Annotated in this window: 13 protein-coding genes; all 13 read left to right on the forward strand. The window is 71.3% G+C overall.

Going from position 1 to position 15,344, the window contains the following annotated elements; translation table 11 throughout:
* Positions 1 to 91 precede the first annotated feature (91 nt).
* The 13 genes from amrb99_RS06755 (at position 92) to amrb99_RS06815 (ending at position 15,182) form a co-directional block, all read left to right on the forward strand.
* The gene (locus tag amrb99_RS06755) at positions 92 to 1,840 is read left to right on the forward strand and encodes a biotin carboxylase N-terminal domain-containing protein (RefSeq protein WP_190853630.1); all 1,749 of its coding nucleotides are present in this window, start codon (positions 92 to 94) and stop codon (positions 1,838 to 1,840) included.
* Between the two features lies 1 nt (position 1,841).
* Entirely contained in the window at positions 1,842 to 2,798 is a 957-nt protein-coding gene (locus amrb99_RS06760; RefSeq protein WP_190853632.1) for a 3-oxoacyl-[acyl-carrier-protein] synthase III C-terminal domain-containing protein, read from the forward strand.
* Positions 2,795 to 3,610 (forward strand): hypothetical protein, encoded by an 816-nt coding sequence (locus tag amrb99_RS06765; RefSeq protein ID WP_190853634.1) that lies wholly within the window; start codon positions 2,795 to 2,797, stop codon positions 3,608 to 3,610. Before amrb99_RS06760 ends, amrb99_RS06765 begins: the two co-directional genes overlap by 4 nt.
* 64 nt (positions 3,611 to 3,674) lie before the next feature.
* Positions 3,675 to 5,408: an ABC transporter transmembrane domain-containing protein gene (locus amrb99_RS06770; protein ID WP_190853636.1), complete on the forward strand. Its 1,734-nt coding sequence runs from the start codon at positions 3,675 to 3,677 to the stop codon at positions 5,406 to 5,408.
* Positions 5,408 to 7,321: an ABC transporter ATP-binding protein gene (locus tag amrb99_RS06775; protein ID WP_190853638.1), complete on the forward strand. Its 1,914-nt coding sequence runs from the start codon at positions 5,408 to 5,410 to the stop codon at positions 7,319 to 7,321. Before amrb99_RS06770 ends, amrb99_RS06775 begins: the two co-directional genes overlap by 1 nt.
* Before the next feature lie 2 nt (positions 7,322 to 7,323).
* The gene (gene soxR / locus amrb99_RS06780) at positions 7,324 to 7,785 is read left to right on the forward strand and encodes a redox-sensitive transcriptional activator SoxR (RefSeq protein WP_190853961.1); all 462 of its coding nucleotides are present in this window, start codon (positions 7,324 to 7,326) and stop codon (positions 7,783 to 7,785) included.
* 185 nt (positions 7,786 to 7,970) lie between these two features.
* Positions 7,971 to 9,245: a nucleotide disphospho-sugar-binding domain-containing protein gene (locus amrb99_RS06785; RefSeq protein ID WP_190853640.1), complete on the forward strand. Its 1,275-nt coding sequence runs from the start codon at positions 7,971 to 7,973 to the stop codon at positions 9,243 to 9,245.
* A gap of 22 nt (positions 9,246 to 9,267) precedes the next feature.
* Positions 9,268 to 10,017 (forward strand): SDR family oxidoreductase, encoded by a 750-nt coding sequence (locus amrb99_RS06790; RefSeq protein WP_190853642.1) that lies wholly within the window; start codon positions 9,268 to 9,270, stop codon positions 10,015 to 10,017.
* Positions 10,014 to 10,991: a Gfo/Idh/MocA family oxidoreductase gene (locus amrb99_RS06795; RefSeq protein ID WP_190853644.1), complete on the forward strand. Its 978-nt coding sequence runs from the start codon at positions 10,014 to 10,016 to the stop codon at positions 10,989 to 10,991. The genes amrb99_RS06790 and amrb99_RS06795 overlap by 4 nt, the downstream gene beginning before the upstream one ends.
* Positions 10,979 to 12,208 carry a beta-ketoacyl-[acyl-carrier-protein] synthase family protein gene (locus amrb99_RS06800; RefSeq protein WP_190853646.1) on the forward strand — a complete coding sequence of 410 codons (1,230 nt, stop codon included), beginning with the start codon at positions 10,979 to 10,981 and terminating at the stop codon, positions 12,206 to 12,208. The genes amrb99_RS06795 and amrb99_RS06800 overlap by 13 nt, the downstream gene beginning before the upstream one ends.
* A complete protein-coding gene (locus amrb99_RS06805; RefSeq protein ID WP_190853648.1) occupies positions 12,205 to 13,284 on the forward strand; it encodes a beta-ketoacyl synthase N-terminal-like domain-containing protein in 1,080 nt (359 codons plus the stop codon). Before amrb99_RS06800 ends, amrb99_RS06805 begins: the two co-directional genes overlap by 4 nt.
* A gap of 66 nt (positions 13,285 to 13,350) precedes the next feature.
* Entirely contained in the window at positions 13,351 to 14,865 is a 1,515-nt protein-coding gene (locus tag amrb99_RS06810; protein ID WP_241755333.1) for an acyl-CoA carboxylase subunit beta, read from the forward strand.
* A 56-nt stretch (positions 14,866 to 14,921) separates the two neighbouring features.
* Complete coding sequence (locus amrb99_RS06815) at positions 14,922 to 15,182, forward strand: acyl carrier protein (protein ID WP_190853652.1); 261 nt, start codon at positions 14,922 to 14,924, stop codon at positions 15,180 to 15,182.
* The last annotated feature ends 162 nt before the right edge of the window (positions 15,183 to 15,344 follow it).

Raw genomic sequence — 15,344 nt, forward strand, 5'->3', positions numbered from 1 at the left:
GAGCCGGCGCTCTTGTGTGCCGAGGTGCGCCGAAGAGAGCATCAAGTATCTCCCGATAAGTGTCCTTATTGGGCGAATTTCCGGAGGCCGCGTGCGCAAGATTCTGATCGCCAACCGTGGTGAGATCGCGGTTCGTATCGCTCGCGCCTGCCGCGATGCGGGTTTGGCGAGTGTCGCGGTGTACGCCGATCCCGATCTGGACGCGTTGCACGTTCGGGTCGCCGACGAGGCGTATGCGCTGGGCGGTGCGTCCGCCGCCGACAGTTACCTGGACATCGACAAGCTGCTGAAGGTCGCGGCCGAGGCGGGTACGGACGCGGTGCACCCCGGTTACGGGTTCTTGGCCGAGAACGCCGACTTCGCCGCCGCGGTCGGGGACGCGGGGTTGACCTGGATCGGGCCGCCGCCCGCCGCGATCACCGCGTTGGGCGACAAGGTCCAGGCCCGGCACATCGCGGCCAAGGTCGGCGCGCCGTTGGTGGCCGGAACCAAGGACCCCGTCTCGGGCGCGGACGAGGTCGTCGCGTTCGCCGTCGAGCACGGCCTGCCGATCGCGATCAAGGCCGTCTACGGCGGCGGCGGTCGCGGCCTGAAGGTCGGCCGTGCCCTGGAGGAGATCCCCGAACTGTACGACTCGGCGGTCCGTGAGGCGGTCGCCGCGTTCGGCCGAGGCGAATGCTTCGTCGAACGCTACCTGGACAAGCCCCGGCACGTGGAGACCCAGTGCCTGGCCGACCGGCACGGCGACGTCGTGGTCGTCTCCACCCGCGACTGCTCGCTGCAACGCCGCCACCAGAAACTGGTCGAGGAGGCTCCGGCGCCGTTCCTGACCGGCGAGCAGGTCGACCTGCTTCGCACCTCCTCCAAGGCCATCCTGCGGGAGGCCGGGTACGTCGGGGCGGGCACGTGCGAGTTCCTGGTCGGCCAGGACGGGACGATCTCGTTCCTGGAGGTCAACACCCGGCTGCAGGTCGAGCACCCGGTCACCGAAGAGGTCACCGGGATCGACCTGGTCCGCGAGATGTTCCGGATCGCCGACGGCGAACCACTCGGCTACACCGACCCCGAACCACACGGCCACTCCATCGAGTTCCGCCTCAACGCCGAAGAGCCCGGCCGCGGCTTCCTGCCCGCGGTCGGCACGCTCACCACCCTGCAACCACCGACAGGCCCGGGCGTGCGGCTGGACACCGGCTACACGCAAGGCCAGACCGTGCCCCAGGCGTTCGACTCACTGATCGCAAAACTCATCGTCACCGGAGCCGACCGCCACCAGGCCATCCAACGCGCCCGCCGCGCCCTGACGGAATTCCGCGTCGAAGGCGTGCCCACCGTGCTGCCCTTCCACCAGGCCGTCCTCAACGACCCCGCCTTCACCCCGGCCGACGACACCCCCTTCACCGTCCACACCCGCTGGATCGAAACCGAGTTCGACAACCGGATCCTGCCGCGTGATCCGCCCGAGGCCGCTGAGGAGGTCAGGCGGGAGCGGATCACGGTGGAGGTGGCGGGCAGGCGCATCGAGGTGCTCGTCCCCGCCCTTGCCGCGGCGCCGCCCACGAACGGGAGAGCGGCGCCCGTCCGGCGGCGCGGCGCCAAGAAGGGCAGTGACCCCCGGGCGTCCGGGGACTCGCTGGTCAGCCCGATGCAGGGCACGTTCGTGAAGATCCTCGTGGTGGAGGGCGCGGCCGTCGCGGCCGGCGACACCGTCGCCGTGCTGGAGGCCATGAAGATGGAGCAGCCCCTCACCGCCCACAAGGCCGGAACGATCACCGGTCTGGCCGCCGAGGTCGGCCAGACCGTCTCCAGCGGCACGGTCATCTGCGAGATCAAGGACTGAGATGCTGAGCGGATCACTCACACTGGACGCCGTCGCGTCGCACTTTCCGGAACGGACGGTCACGGTCGAGGAACGGGCCGCGGAGCTGGGGCTCAACGCGGCGCAGACCCATCTGTTCCGCCGGATCCAGGGGCTGGACCGGATGCGGATCGACCCGGAGATGGATCTCTACGACCTGCTGCTGCCGGCCGCGCGCGAGGCCCTCGCCGCCGCCGACCCCCGGTCCGTCCGCTACCTGATCTACGTGCACGCGGCGCAGGAGATCGGGCCGTCCACGGTCGACCCCGCCCGCGAGATCCGGGACGCGCTGGGCCTTCGGGACGCCACGGCGTTCGCGCTCACCCATCAGAGCTGCGCGGGCGGCCTGAGCGCGATCGACACCGCCGGGGCGCTCCTGCAGGCCGACGGCGACCCGTCCGCCACCGCGCTGATCGTGGCGGGGGAGAAGAACTACAGCCGCGGCACCCAGGTCATCTACAACGCCTGCCTTCTCGCCGAGGGTGCGGCGGCCTGCCTGGTGTCGTGGAACGGCCCGGGCGACCCCGTCCGCTCGTTCGTCGCCCGCACGCACGGCGAGCACTCCAGGCCGCAGCGCGTGCAGGGCGCAGTGGCCAACCGCATCCCCGAGGACCGCGCCACGCTGTTCGGCTCGGTGATGAAGGAGGCGGCGGCGCGGGCAGGGTGCGATCTCGCCGACATCCAGACCGTCATCTCGACCAACTCCAACATCGTCTTCCTGGGCGACATGACGCAGTACATGGAATTCCGGCCCGGAATGGTCTTCATGGACAACGTCCCCCGATACAGCCACTGCCTCGCCGCCGACCCGTTCATCAACTACGTGACGCTGCGCGATGAGAAACGGCTCGAGCCGGGACGCCATCAGCTGTTCTGGACCGTGGGAGTCGGCATGACCCTGGCCGCCATGGTCATCACCCACGTCGGGGGTGACCGATGAGGGGCCTGCGGCTGCACGGTGCCGCCGCGATCGCCGAGGTCCCGGAACAGGCGATCCAGCTCACCCCGGCGGGACGCGAGTACTTCGGCGACCTGGTCGAGCCGTTCGGCGCCAAGGTCGACGAGGACCTCCTGCAACGCCCGGGCGGGCATGTCTCCTACACCGACCTCGTCGAACGCCTGGTCGGGGAGGCCCCGGAGACGGCGATGGACCCGGACCTCGTGCTCCTCGCGTACGGCTTGCCGGACCTCAGCCCGGCGGTGAGCGTCGCCCCGTACCTGAACCATCTGACCGGCGGGCGGGCGATCGGCTTCGCCGTGACCGAGCAGGGGCTGGGCGCCCCGTTCACCGCGCTGCGCACCGCGGCCGCGTTCGCCCGGGTCGGCCGGTGTGAGCGGTTCGTGCTGGCCGCGGTCGAGCAGGCCCGGGTGCCGAGCCGCGACCCCGTGGTCCACGACCAGCGGCTGCACGGCTCGGGCGTCCTGCTCGTCTTCGACGTGTCGCCCGGCCCGGGCGTGGTCGAGGCGGTGCCCGCGCCGGTGGAGCCCGGTGGCCTGTGGGACAAGGTGGCCGAGGCCGCGGGCACGGAGGGGCACACGCTGGTCGTGGTCGGGCCATGGGCGTCCCGGCTGGAGAAGCCCCTGGAGGTCGCCGCCGACGTTCACCCGGTCGGGCCCGGCCACTACTGCACGAGCGTCTGGCTCGCCTTGGCCGAGCACGGCGCGCGCTGGACGGCCGAGTACGACCGGCTGGTGCTCTGCGACCGTGACCCCCGGTCGGGGGACGGCCACCTGGCCGTCCTCGGGGCTTGACTTGAACCATGGTTCAACTTGCAGCGTGGGTCCATCGTCGTCGCCGGCTCCAAGGAGACCGCTCGTGTTGCTCCGGCTCTTGCGCAGGCAACTGCGCCCGTATTGGAAGCAGCTGCTGCTGCTCGTGCCGATGCAGGTGGTGTCGGGGCTCGGGATGCTCGCGCTGCCGCTGCTCAACGCCGACATCGTCGACGAGGGGCTGGTCAAGGGCGACACCGGCCGGATCGGAGAGATCGGCGGCGTGATGCTGGCGGCGGCGATCGTCCAGCTCGCCGGCACGGTGGGGGCGGTCCGGGTCGGCTCGCGGGTCGCGATGGCGGTCGGCCGGGACCTGCGGTCGGCTCTCTTCGGCCGCATCCAGGAGTTCTCCACCCGCGAGATGGGCCGGTTCGGCGCCCCCTCCCTCATCAACCGGACCACCAACGACGTCCAGCAGGTGCAGATGATGGTGCTCATGGCGCTCACCATGATGCTGAGCGCGCCGGTGGTGGCGGTCGGCGCGGCGGCACTGGCGCTGCGGTCGAGCCCGGCGCTCTCGGTCATCCTGCTGGTCGTCCTGCCGATCATGGTGCTGGCCTGCTGGGCGGCCATCGCCTGGATGCGGCCGCTGTTCCGGCGCCTCCAGGGCCATCTGGACGGCATCACCCGGATCATGCGCGAGCAGATCACCGGGATCAGGGTGGTGCGGTCGTTCGTCCGCGAGGAACCGGAGCGGCGCCGCTTCGAACGCACCAGCCGGGACGTGATGGCCGTCTCGCGCCGCCTCGGGTTCCTGATGACCTCGTTCTTCCCGATGGCGCTGCTGGTGGCCAACATGCTGAGCGTCGCGGTGCTGTGGTTCGGCGGCCGGATGGTCGACGGCGGCTCGCTGCAGGTGGGCGAGCTCACCGCCTTCATGAGCTATGTGCAGTCGATGCTGATGACGACCATGGTCGCCCTCTTCACGTTCCTGATGATGCCGCGCGCCGAGGTGTGCGCGGAGCGGATCGAGGAGGTGCTGGCCACCCGGACGAGTGTGCCGCCCGCCGTCGCGGGCGTCCGCACCACCTCGCTCACCGGCACCCTGGAGCTGCGCGGCGTGGCGTTCGGCTACCCCGGCGCCGCGAACGCGGTGCTGAGCGACATCGACCTGCTCGCCCGCCCGGGCGAGGTGATCGGGGTGACGGGCGGCACGGGAAGCGGCAAGACCACCCTGCTCCACTTGATCCCACGGCTGTTCGACGCCACGGAGGGGGCGGTCCTGGTGGACGGCGTGGACGTCCGTGACCTGGCCGCCGACCGGCTCAGCGAGATCGTCGGTTACGTGCCGCAGAAGTCGTATCTCTTCGGCGGCACCGTCGCCTCCAACCTGCGGTACGGACGGCCCGACGCGACCGACGGGGAACTGTGGCACGCGCTGGAGGTCGCCCAGGCGGCCGACTTCGTCGCGAGCATGCCGGAAGGCCTGGAGTCGCCCATCTCCCAGGGCGGGACCAACGTGTCGGGCGGCCAGCGGCAACGACTCGCCATCGCGCGCACGCTGGTCCGCAGACCAGAGATCTATCTGTTCGACGACTCGTTCTCCGCGCTGGACGCGGCGACCGATGCCGCCCTGCGCGCCGCGCTCGCGCGGGAGACCAGCGAGGCGACCGTGCTCATCGTGGCGCAGCGCGTCGGCACGATCCGGAACGCCGACCGGATCGTGGTCCTGGAACAGGGCCGGATCGCCGGAACGGGCTCCCATGAGGAACTGGTGGCGGGCAACGCCGTCTACCGCGAGATCGTCGACTCCCAGCTCTCGGTGCGGGAGGCGGCCTGATGTCCACCACGCCGAAGCAGCCCACGCCGAAGTCCACGCCCTCACAGGCCACCGGCTCCCGGATCCGGGTCGGGCCGGCGGCCTTCCTCGCCGGGCCCAACCTCGACCGGACCAGGGACCTGGTGGCGACGGCCCGCCGGCTGGCCGGGGTCACCCGGCCCGAGCTGCCGTTCCTGGTGGGCTCGGTCGTGCTGACGATCGCCAGCGTCGCCGCCTACCTGTTCGGGCCGCGTGTCCTCGGCCACGCCACCGACCTGGTGTTCACCAGCGTGCGCGCCCATCAGCCCCTCGACACCGGCGCGCTGGGCCGCACCCTGCTCGGGGCCGTCGTCCTGTTCGCCGGGGCCATCGGGCTGATGATCCTCCAGGCCTACCTGGTGACGATCTTCGTGCAGCGGACGATGTTCCGGCTGCGGCGACGCGTTCAGGCGAAGGTCTCGGCGCTCCCGCTGAGCTACTTCGACGGGCGGCCCACCGGCGACCTGCTCAGCCGGACGACCAACGACATCGACAACCTCGGGCAGTCGCTGCAGCAGACGCTCAGCATGATGCTCAACTCGCTGCTCCAGTTCGTCGCCGTCCTGATCATGATGTTCGTGATCTCGCCGCTGCTGGCGCTGGTGGCGATGACGACGCTGCCGTTCACCGTGCTGGCCACCAAGTGGCTGGCCAAGCGGTCCAAGCCCTGGTTCCTCGACCAGTGGGGCACCACGGGCAAGCTGAACGGGCACGTCGAAGAGATGTTCACCGGGCATGTACTGGTCAAGTTGTTCGGTCACCAGGAGGAGTCCGCCCGGACCTTCGAGGAGTACAACCAGGGCCTGTACCGGTCGAGCGCCCGGGCGCAGTTCGTCTCCGGGCTCGGCAGGCCGGCGATGATGTTCCTCGGCAGCCTCAACTACCTGGTCGTGGCGGTGGTCGGCGCGCTGCGGGTCTCGGCGGGCGCGCTCACGCTCGGTGAGGTCCAGGCGTTCATCCAGTACTCCCAGCAACTCGGGCAGTCGGTGAACACGGCGGCGGGCATGCTCGGCCTGATCCAGTCCGGCCTGGCTTCGGCCGAGCGGGTCTTCGAGCTGCTCGACGCCGACGAGCAGCGGCCCGACCCGGCGGAGCCGCACCGGCTCGGCACGGTCCGCGGCAGGGTGGCGTTCGAGCACGTCCGCTTCGGCTACGACCCGGACAGCACGCTGATCGAGGACCTCTCGCTGACCGCCGAGCCCGGGCAGACGGTGGCGATCGTCGGGCCGACCGGCGCGGGCAAGACCACGCTGGTCAACCTGCTCATGCGGTTCTACGAGCTGTCCGGTGGCCGGATCACCCTCGACGGCATCGATCTGACCGAGCTGACCCGCGCGGACCTGCGTTCCCGGATCGGCATGGTGCTGCAGGACACCTGGCTGTTCGGCGGCACCATCGCCGACAACATCGCCTACGGGCGGGACGGTGCGACGCGGGACCAGATCATCGACGCGGCGCGTGCGACCCACGTCGACCACTTCGTGAGCACGCTGCCGGACGGGTACGACACCGTGCTCGACGACGAGGGCGAGAGCGTCAGCGCGGGTGAGCGGCAGCTCATCACCATCGCCCGCGCGTTCATCGCCGATCCCGCGATCCTGATCCTCGACGAGGCCACGAGCTCCGTGGACACCCGGACCGAACTGCTCATCCAACGCGCGATGAGCTCATTGCGAGAGGGCCGCACCAGCTTCGTCATCGCCCATCGCCTCTCCACCATCCGCGACGCCGATCTGATCCTGGTGCTGGAATCCGGCCGGATCGTGGAAAAGGGAACGCACGAAGAGCTCGTCGCCTCCGGCGGCGCTTACACTCGTCTGTACAACAGCCAGTTTGCCGGCACGTTGACAGAGGCTTCCGATGACGGCGTCCTCAAGGTAGCCGATGGAGGTTAGCCATCACCGAGTTACCGCTACCCGCGCAGGCCAAGGAACTGACCATCGGAGAGTTGTCGCGGCGCAGTGGTGTGCCTAGCTCCACTCTCCGCTACTACGAACGCCAGAAGCTCATCTCCAGCACCCGGACGGTCGGCAACCAGCGGCGCTACACCCGCGACACCCTCCGCCGCGTGGCGTTCATCCGCGCGTCCCAGCAGGTGGGCGCGCCGCTGGAGAAGATCCGCTTCTATCTCTCGCTGCTCCCCGCAGGCCGCACGCCCACCCAGGAGGACTGGGCGCGGGCGTCGTTCTGCTACCACCAGGAATTGCAGAAGCAGATCGACTATCTGGAACGGCTGCGCGACCGGCTGGCGAGCTGTTTCGGCTGCGGCTGCCTGTCGGTCGACGCGTGCGCGCTTCTCAATCCCGGAGATCGGCTTGCGGAGGAGGGGCCGGGGGCCGTCCGGATGCGCGAGCCCTGACCTCCTGAGAAGACCCGTTCCGAGCCGTTCGATCGCCAGATCGGGCGGCTCGAACGTCATGCCCGCCGCCGGCTGAGTCATTCCGTCATTCCGTCATTCCGTCATGCGCTCGTGCCGTCATGCCCTCATTGCCCTTTTGCGGCATGCGCTTCGTCATGCCGTCCGATCGACAGGAAGAGTGCCACATGCGAGTCCTGTTCGTTGCCCCGTCGTCGCACGCCCACATCAACCCGATGATCCCGCTCGCCGGCGCGTTCCAGGCCGCGGGACACGAGGTGCGGCTGGCCACCCACCCCGAGATGACCGAGATCGTCAGCCGGCTCGGGGTGCCGGCGGTGCCCGTCGGCGAACGGGACTTCCCCAAGGCCAATGCCGTCGGCAGCGACGATCTCTACCATCGCATCCTCGACCTCATCGAACCCGACGTCGCCCAGGGGGCGGCCGACGGGAGCGGGCGGCCGCCCTCCAACCTCGTCATCCGGGCGCTCGACCGCTACTCCAACATCGATCCGCCCGGCGCGCAGGGCAACCTGATGACCGACGACCTGGTGGAGTTCTCCCGGAGCTGGAAGCCGGACCTGATTCTCTGGGACTCGATCTCCTTCCCGGCGGCGATCGCCGCGCGCGCCACCGGCGCGGCGCACGCCCGGGTGCTCTGGTCGATCGACGACGTGGCCTGGACCCGGCGCAAAGTGCTCGACCGGCTGCGCGGCACGGCGAAGCCCGACCCGATGGCCGAGGTCATGGCGCCGATGCTGGACCGCTTCGGGTTGGAGTTCAGCGAGGACCTTCTGCTCGGCCAGTGGACGATCGACCAGTACCCGGCGCCGCGGCTGCGGTTGCAGACCGACCAGCGCTACGTCCACACCCGCCTGGTGGCCTTCAACGGCTCGGCGGTCGTCCCCGACTGGGTGCACACCGATCCCGGGCGCCCGCGGGTCGCGGTGTCGCTGGGTGCCGGGATCCGCAGCTTCTTCCCCGACGGAACCAGCAAGGTGGGGATCGAGGAGCTCTTCGAGATCTCCGCCGACCTCGGGGTCGAGCTGGTGGCCACGCTGAACGCCAAGCAGCTGAAGGCGGTGCGGTCGGTGCCGGACAACGTCCGGGTCGTCGACTACCTCCCGCTCAACGTGCTGCTGCCGACCTGCGCGGCGCTCATCCACCACGGCGGCAGCGGGACGTTCGCCACCGCGGTGCACAACCGGTTGCCCCATCTGGTGTGGACGGAGCGCGGCCCGTACTACGACGACATCGCCAGGGCCGTCCGCCTGAGCGGCGCGGGGCTGGTCATCGACGACGCCGCGTTCGAGCGGGACATGGTGAAGAGCCAGTTCGCCCAGGTGCTGAACGACCCCGTGTTCACGCCGGGCGTCGACGAGCTCTACCGGGACCTGATGGCGATGCCGAGCCCGGCGGAGACCGTTCCGCTGCTGCAGAACCTCGCCGCGGAGCACCGGTGACGCGCGGGGACAGGTGAGCCGGATGGAGATCGTGGGCAGGGGTTTCCTCGCTCGGCATCTGCGGGCGATCGCGCACCGGCACGCCGACGTGGTCGCGCTGGCCGCGGGCGTGTCCTGGGCGGCCGACACCTCCGACACCGCGTTCGGCAGAGAGACCGCGCTGGTGAGGGACACGGCCGCCCGGTGCCGGGAGACCGGCCGCACACTGCTGTTCTTCTCCACGTCGTCGGCGGCGGTCTACGGCGCGGACCGCCCCGGGCGGGAGAGCGACCCGGCCGTTCCGCACACTCCGTACGGCGACCACAAGCTGGCGCTGGAACGGCTGCTGCGTGAATCGGGCACCGCCCATCTGGTGCTCCGGCTCTCCCACGTGGTGGGGCCGGGGCAGCCGCCGCATCAGCTACTGCCCAGCCTGACACGGCTGGTTCGCGCCGGTGGCCCCGTCCGGGTGCAGCGCCACGCCACCCGCGACCTGATCGGGGTGCGCGACGCGGTCACGCTCATCGACGCGCTGCTCTCCCGCGGTGAACGCGGCGGGACGGTCAACCTGGCCTCCGGCCACGCCGTTCCGGTCGGGGACATCGTCGACCACCTCGAACGGCGGATCGGGGTCGCCGCGCGCCGCGAGTACATCGCCGGCGGGGCGGCCCACCTGGTCAGCGTCGAGCGGCTGCGCGCGCTGCTGCCCGGCCAGGTGGCGGCCCTCGGCTTCGACGCCGGCTACCACCGCAGGGTGATCGACTCCTTCCTGGCGGAGAGGCAGCCCGCATGAGGCCGCTGCGCATCGGGCTCATGGGCTGTGCGGACATCGCCCGGCGCCGCGTGCTGCCCGCGATCGCGGCCGCGCCCGACGCCGAGCTGGTCGCGGTCGCCGGCCGGGACGCCGCCCGGGCCGCCGACACGGCGCGGCGGTTCGGCGGCCGCCCCGTCCACGGGTACGAGGCGCTGCTGGAACTGGCCGACGTCGAGGCGATTTATGTCCCGCTGCCGCCGGCGCTGCACGCCCGGTGGGTCGAGGCCGCGCTGCGGGCCGGCCGGCCCGTGCTGGCGGAGAAACCGCTGACCACCAGTGCGGCCGAGACCGGGCGGCTGCTCGCGCTGGCCGCCGAACGGGGCCTGGTCCTGATGGAGAACGTGATGTTCGTCCATCACGGGCAGCACGCCGTGGTCCAGAAGCTGGTGGCGGAGGGACGGATCGGTGAGCCGCGCTCGTTCCACGCGGCTTTCGCGATTCCGCGGCGGCCCGACGGTGACATCCGCCACCGGGCGGACCTCGGCGGCGGCGCGCTGTGGGACACGGGCCTGTATCCGGTCCGCGCCGCCCTGCATCTCCTCGGGCCGGACCTGACGGTCGCGGGTGCCACCGCGGAACGCGGGCCCGGCCGGGAGGTGGACACCTGGGGCACGGCGCTGCTGCGCTCGTCGGGAGGCGTCGCCGCACATCTCACCTTCGGGCTCGACAACGCCTACACCTCGGGGTACGCGCTGTGGGGCAGCGAGGGGAAGATCATCGTGGACCGGGCCTTCACCCCGCCCGCCGACCATCGCCCGGCGCTGCTGCTGGAACGCCCGTCCGGTACCGAAGAGCTGGTCCTCGAACCGGACGACCAGGTCGCGCGCACCGTGGCCGCCTTCGTCGCCGCCGTCCGGAACGGATCGCTCGCCCCGGGCGCGGCCGACTGCCTGCGGCAGGCCGAGCTGCTGGACGACATCCGTACGACCAGGGGAGTCTCATGTCCGCGATAGATCGCCGCGTAGTGGTCACCGGGATCGGGGTGATCTCCAGCATCGGCGTGGGGCCGAAGGAGTTCGCCGCCGGACTGCGGGAGGGACGCAGCGGCGCCGCACCGATCACCGCCTTCGACACGACCGGGTTCGAGCACGTCAACGCCTGCGAGGTGACGGACTTCGAGCCCGCGGAGTGGCTGCGCCGTACCCCGGCGGACGGACCCGGCAGGGCCGCCCGGTTCGCTGCCACCGCCGCCCGCATGGCGGTGACCGACGCGGGGCTGGACGAGGACGCCCTGCGGGACCGGCGCGGTCTGATCTCCATCGGCACCACCGACGGCGGCTCCCGCGAGATCGACGAGCTCACCGAGGCCGAGGTCGCGGCGGGCCCCGAGGCGTGGGACCCCGAGATCGTCGGGAGCATCCCGGCGGCCCGGCTGGCGGCGGCGGTGGCCCTGGAACTGGACCTGCCCGACGCGGACGCGGCGACCTTCGCCACGGCCTGCTCGGCGGGGAACTACGCGCTCGGCAACGGGCTGGACGCCATCCGGCTCGGCGAGACCGACTACGCGTTGTGCGGAGGCGCCGACGCCGTCTGCCGCAAGACCTTCACCGCGTTCTATCGGCTCGGCACCATCAGCCCGGACGTCTGCCGCCCGTTCGACCGGAACCGGCAGGGCATCCTCACCGGCGAGGGGGCGGCGGTGCTCCTGCTGGAGAGCCTCGAGTCCGCCCAGGCCCGCGGCGCCCGGATCTACGCGGAGGTGCTGGGGTACGGGCTGAACTGCGACGCCTTCCATCCGGTGGCGCCGGACCAGGAAAGCATCGCCCGCTGCATGCGCGCCGCGCTCGCCGACGCGGGCGTCCGCGCCGCGGACGTGGATCTCATCTCCGCGCACGGCACCGGCACCAAGGCCAACGACGTCACCGAGTGCCGGGCGATCAACGACGTGTTCGAGCGCCGGCCGCCGCGGACCGTCTCCCTGAAGTCCATGCTCGGACACACCATGGGCGCGGCGAGCGCGATCGCCGCGGCGGCCTGCTGCCTGGCCATCACGGGCGGTTTCATCCCGCCCACCATCCATCACGAGGAGACCGATCCGGACTGCGAGATCGACTGCGTGCCCAACCGGTCGGCCCCCGCGGACCTGCGGGTCGTCCAGAGCAACGGGCTCGCCTTCGGCGGCAACAACGCCGTGGTGATCTTCGGTGCCCACGGAGGGAGGGCCGCATGACGGGAACTTCGCCCCGGAAGATCGTGACGCCGGTGATCACGGCGTGGACGGCGCTGTCGGCGTTCGGCGCCGGCCGCGACGCGTTCGCCGCGGGCGTGGCCGGCCGGCGCACGGCCGTCACCGCCATCGACCGTGCCATGTGGGGGACCCCCGACGAACGGGCGGGGCTGGTGCCCGGCTTCGAGACGCGCGGGGTGCTCGGCAAGAAGGGCACCCGCGGCATGAACCGGGTTTCCGGCCTGGCCGTCGCGACCGTGCGCAGCCTGCAGGAGGAGGTCGCGGCCGACGCCGCGACCGGGCTGGTCCTCGGCACCACGACGGGCAGCGCGCAGACGATGATGGAGACCATCCGGACCGCGCTGCAGGCCGCGCTGCCCTACCACACCGACCCCGCCACCACGCCCTACGGTGTGATGAACGGCGCCGCCGGGCAGTGCGCCATCTGGCAGGGCCTCAAGGGACCCAACGCCACGATCGCCGCGGGACGGCCGACCGGACTGTCGGCCATGAGCTACGCGCGTCGGCTGCTGCTCACCGGCCGGGCCCGCACCGTGCTGTTCGGCGCGGCCGAGGAGTACAGCCGCGCCCGCTCGTGGCTGGAGTTCCACGCCGGAGACGCCGGACCGCTCGGTGAGGGCTGCGCCATTTTCGCGCTCACCGATGGCTCTGGGGGCGATGTCCCGGTCCTCGCCGAGATCGCGGCGACGGAGTTCGGCGTGTGCGTGGACGGCGATTGGAAGGCGGCCGTGGCGCGGGTGACGCGGCGGGCCCTGGCCGCGGCCGGGCCGGCCGCCGCGGACGTCTGGGCGGCCTGCGCCTCCGGAGCGGCCGGATCCACGGGGACCGCCGAGTCGGCCGCCCTCGACGCGGAGGTGGACGCCGAGGTCACCCTGCCCGCGCTGACCGGGCTTCTCGGCGAGACCCATGCGGTCTCGGCGGCGTTCCAGCTCGCCGCCGTGCTCGCCCTGGCCGGACGGACGCCCGCCGCGGCCCGCCGCGCCGCCGTGCTCACCTCGGTCGACCCCGCGAGCGGAACGGTCGCGGCCGCGATCCTGCGGCTCGGCGGCACCCAGTGAGAGGAGAGGCAGGTGGCTGAAGACCAAGCCCCGCCGGCGACCGGGCCGGCGGAGGAGCTGGCGGGCCTGAAGCGGCTGGCCTTCGACGGCCCGAGCGAACAAGCGACGGCCGCGCAGCTCGCGAAGGGCAAGAGGACCGTCCGGCAACGGATCGACCTGCTCCTCGACCCCGGCTCGTTCCAGGAGGTGGAGCCGCTGCGCCGGCACCGGGCCGCCGGGTTCGGCCTGGAGGACCGGCGCCCGTACACCGACGGCGTCGTCACCGGCTGGGGCACCGTGGAGGGCCGGACCGTCTTCGTCTACGCCCACGACTTCCGCATCTTCGGCGGGGCCCTGGGCGAGGCGCACGCGCAGAAGATCCACAAGATCATGGACATGGCGGTGGCGGCGGGCGCTCCGCTGGTCTCGCTGAACGACGGCGCCGGCGCCCGCATCCAGGAGGGCGTCACGGCCCTGGCCGGCTACGGGGGGATCTTCCGCCGCAACTCCCGGGCCTCGGGGGTGATCCCGCAGATCAGCGTGATGCTCGGCCCCTGCGCGGGCGGCGCGGCCTACTCCCCGGCGCTGACCGACTTCGTGTTCATGGTGCGCGACACGGCGCAGATGTTCATCACCGGTCCGGACGTGGTCCGCGCCGTGACGGGCGAGGAGATCGACCACAACGGCCTCGGCGGCGCGGACGTGCACGCGGGGACGTCAGGGGTGTGCCACTTCGCGTTCGACGACGAGGAGACCTGCCTGGAGCAGGTGCGGCAGCTGATCGCGATCCTGCCCGCCAACAACCGGGAGGCGCCGCCGCGGTCCGACTGCGACGACCCGGCCGGCCGGAGGTGCGACGCGCTCGCCGACCTCGTCCCGGTGCACGGCAACCTGCCGTACGACATGCGCCGCGTCATCGAGGAGATCGTCGACTACGGCGAGCACATCGAGGTGCACGAGAGCTGGGCCGGCAACGTCATCTGCACGCTGGCCGGTCTCGGCGGGCACATCGTCGGGATCGTGGCCAACCAGCCCCTGTCGATGGCGGGGGTCCTGGACATCAAGGCCTCGGAGAAGGCGGCGCGGTTCGTCCGGTTCTGCGACGCGTTCAACATCCCGATCGTCACGCTCGTGGACGTGCCGGGCTTCCTGCCGGGCGTCGGACAGGAGCACGACGGGATCATCCGGCACGGCGCGAAGCTGCTCTACGCCTACTGCAACGCCACGGTCCCGCGAATCTCGCTCGTCCTCCGCAAGGCGTACGGCGGCGCCTACATCGTGATGGACTCGCGGTCCATCGGCGCCGACCTCGGCTTCGCCTGGCCCACCAACGAGATCGCGGTGATGGGCGCCGAGGGCGCCGCGAACGTCATCTTCCGCCGCGAGATCGCCGCCGCCGACGACCCGGACGAGACGCGCGCCCGGCTGGTCAAGGAGTACAAGGCCAAACTCATGCATCCCTACTACGCCGCCGAGCGCGGGCTGGTCGACGACGTGATCGACCCGGCGGACACCCGGGCGGTGCTGATCCGCTCGGTCGAGATGCTCCAGAGCAAGCACGCCGACCTGCCTGCCCGCAAGCACGGCAACTCACCGCAGTGACCTCTGCCCATGGCTCACTTCCCCGCATCACAAGGAACCCGACCAGGAGGTAACCCATGACCGCACTCACCGATGCCACGCGCGCGAAGGTCAAGGAGATCGTGTGCGACATCCTCGAACTGGAGACCGAAGAGGTGACCGAGACGAGCCTGTTCGTCGAGGAGCACGGCGCCGACTCGATGCGGGCGATCGAGATCCTCGCCTCCCTGGAGATCAACTTCGGGGTGGTCATCGACCAGTCCGAGCTGGAGCGCATGGTCAATCTGGCCGGCGTGTACGAGGTCCTCGGCGACCGCCTGGCGGGTACGGCCGCCTAGGCCGTCCGTATGTCGCAGACGAGGGGCGCCGCGGATGACCGCGGCGCCCCTCGCCGCGCTCACCCACATCACGCTCACCCTCGCCACCCTCACCCCCACCACGTTTCGTTCCCACCACGTTTCGTCCCACGTTCGCCCACACACGACCGAAGGAGTCCGTTC

It is taken from the genome of Actinomadura sp. RB99 (assembly GCF_014706005.1).
Lineage (GTDB): Bacteria > Actinomycetota > Actinomycetes > Streptosporangiales > Streptosporangiaceae > Spirillospora.

What these genes read in the sequence shown, in the direction of transcription:
- amrb99_RS06800 (WP_190853646.1), top strand. Translation starts at nt 10,979, where the DNA reads ATGTCCGCGATAGATCGCCGCGTAGTGGTCACCGGGATCGGGGTGATC.
- amrb99_RS06805 (WP_190853648.1), top strand. Translation starts at nt 12,205, where the DNA reads ATGACGGGAACTTCGCCCCGGAAGATCGTGACGCCGGTGATCACGGCG.
- amrb99_RS06815 (WP_190853652.1), top strand. Translation starts at nt 14,922, where the DNA reads ATGACCGCACTCACCGATGCCACGCGCGCGAAGGTCAAGGAGATCGTG.
- amrb99_RS06760 (WP_190853632.1), top strand. Translation starts at nt 1,842, where the DNA reads ATGCTGAGCGGATCACTCACACTGGACGCCGTCGCGTCGCACTTTCCG.
- amrb99_RS06795 (WP_190853644.1), top strand. Translation starts at nt 10,014, where the DNA reads ATGAGGCCGCTGCGCATCGGGCTCATGGGCTGTGCGGACATCGCCCGG.
- amrb99_RS06775 (WP_190853638.1), top strand. Translation starts at nt 5,408, where the DNA reads ATGTCCACCACGCCGAAGCAGCCCACGCCGAAGTCCACGCCCTCACAG.
- amrb99_RS06785 (WP_190853640.1), top strand. Translation starts at nt 7,971, where the DNA reads ATGCGAGTCCTGTTCGTTGCCCCGTCGTCGCACGCCCACATCAACCCG.
- amrb99_RS06790 (WP_190853642.1), top strand. Translation starts at nt 9,268, where the DNA reads ATGGAGATCGTGGGCAGGGGTTTCCTCGCTCGGCATCTGCGGGCGATC.
- amrb99_RS06765 (WP_190853634.1), top strand. Translation starts at nt 2,795, where the DNA reads ATGAGGGGCCTGCGGCTGCACGGTGCCGCCGCGATCGCCGAGGTCCCG.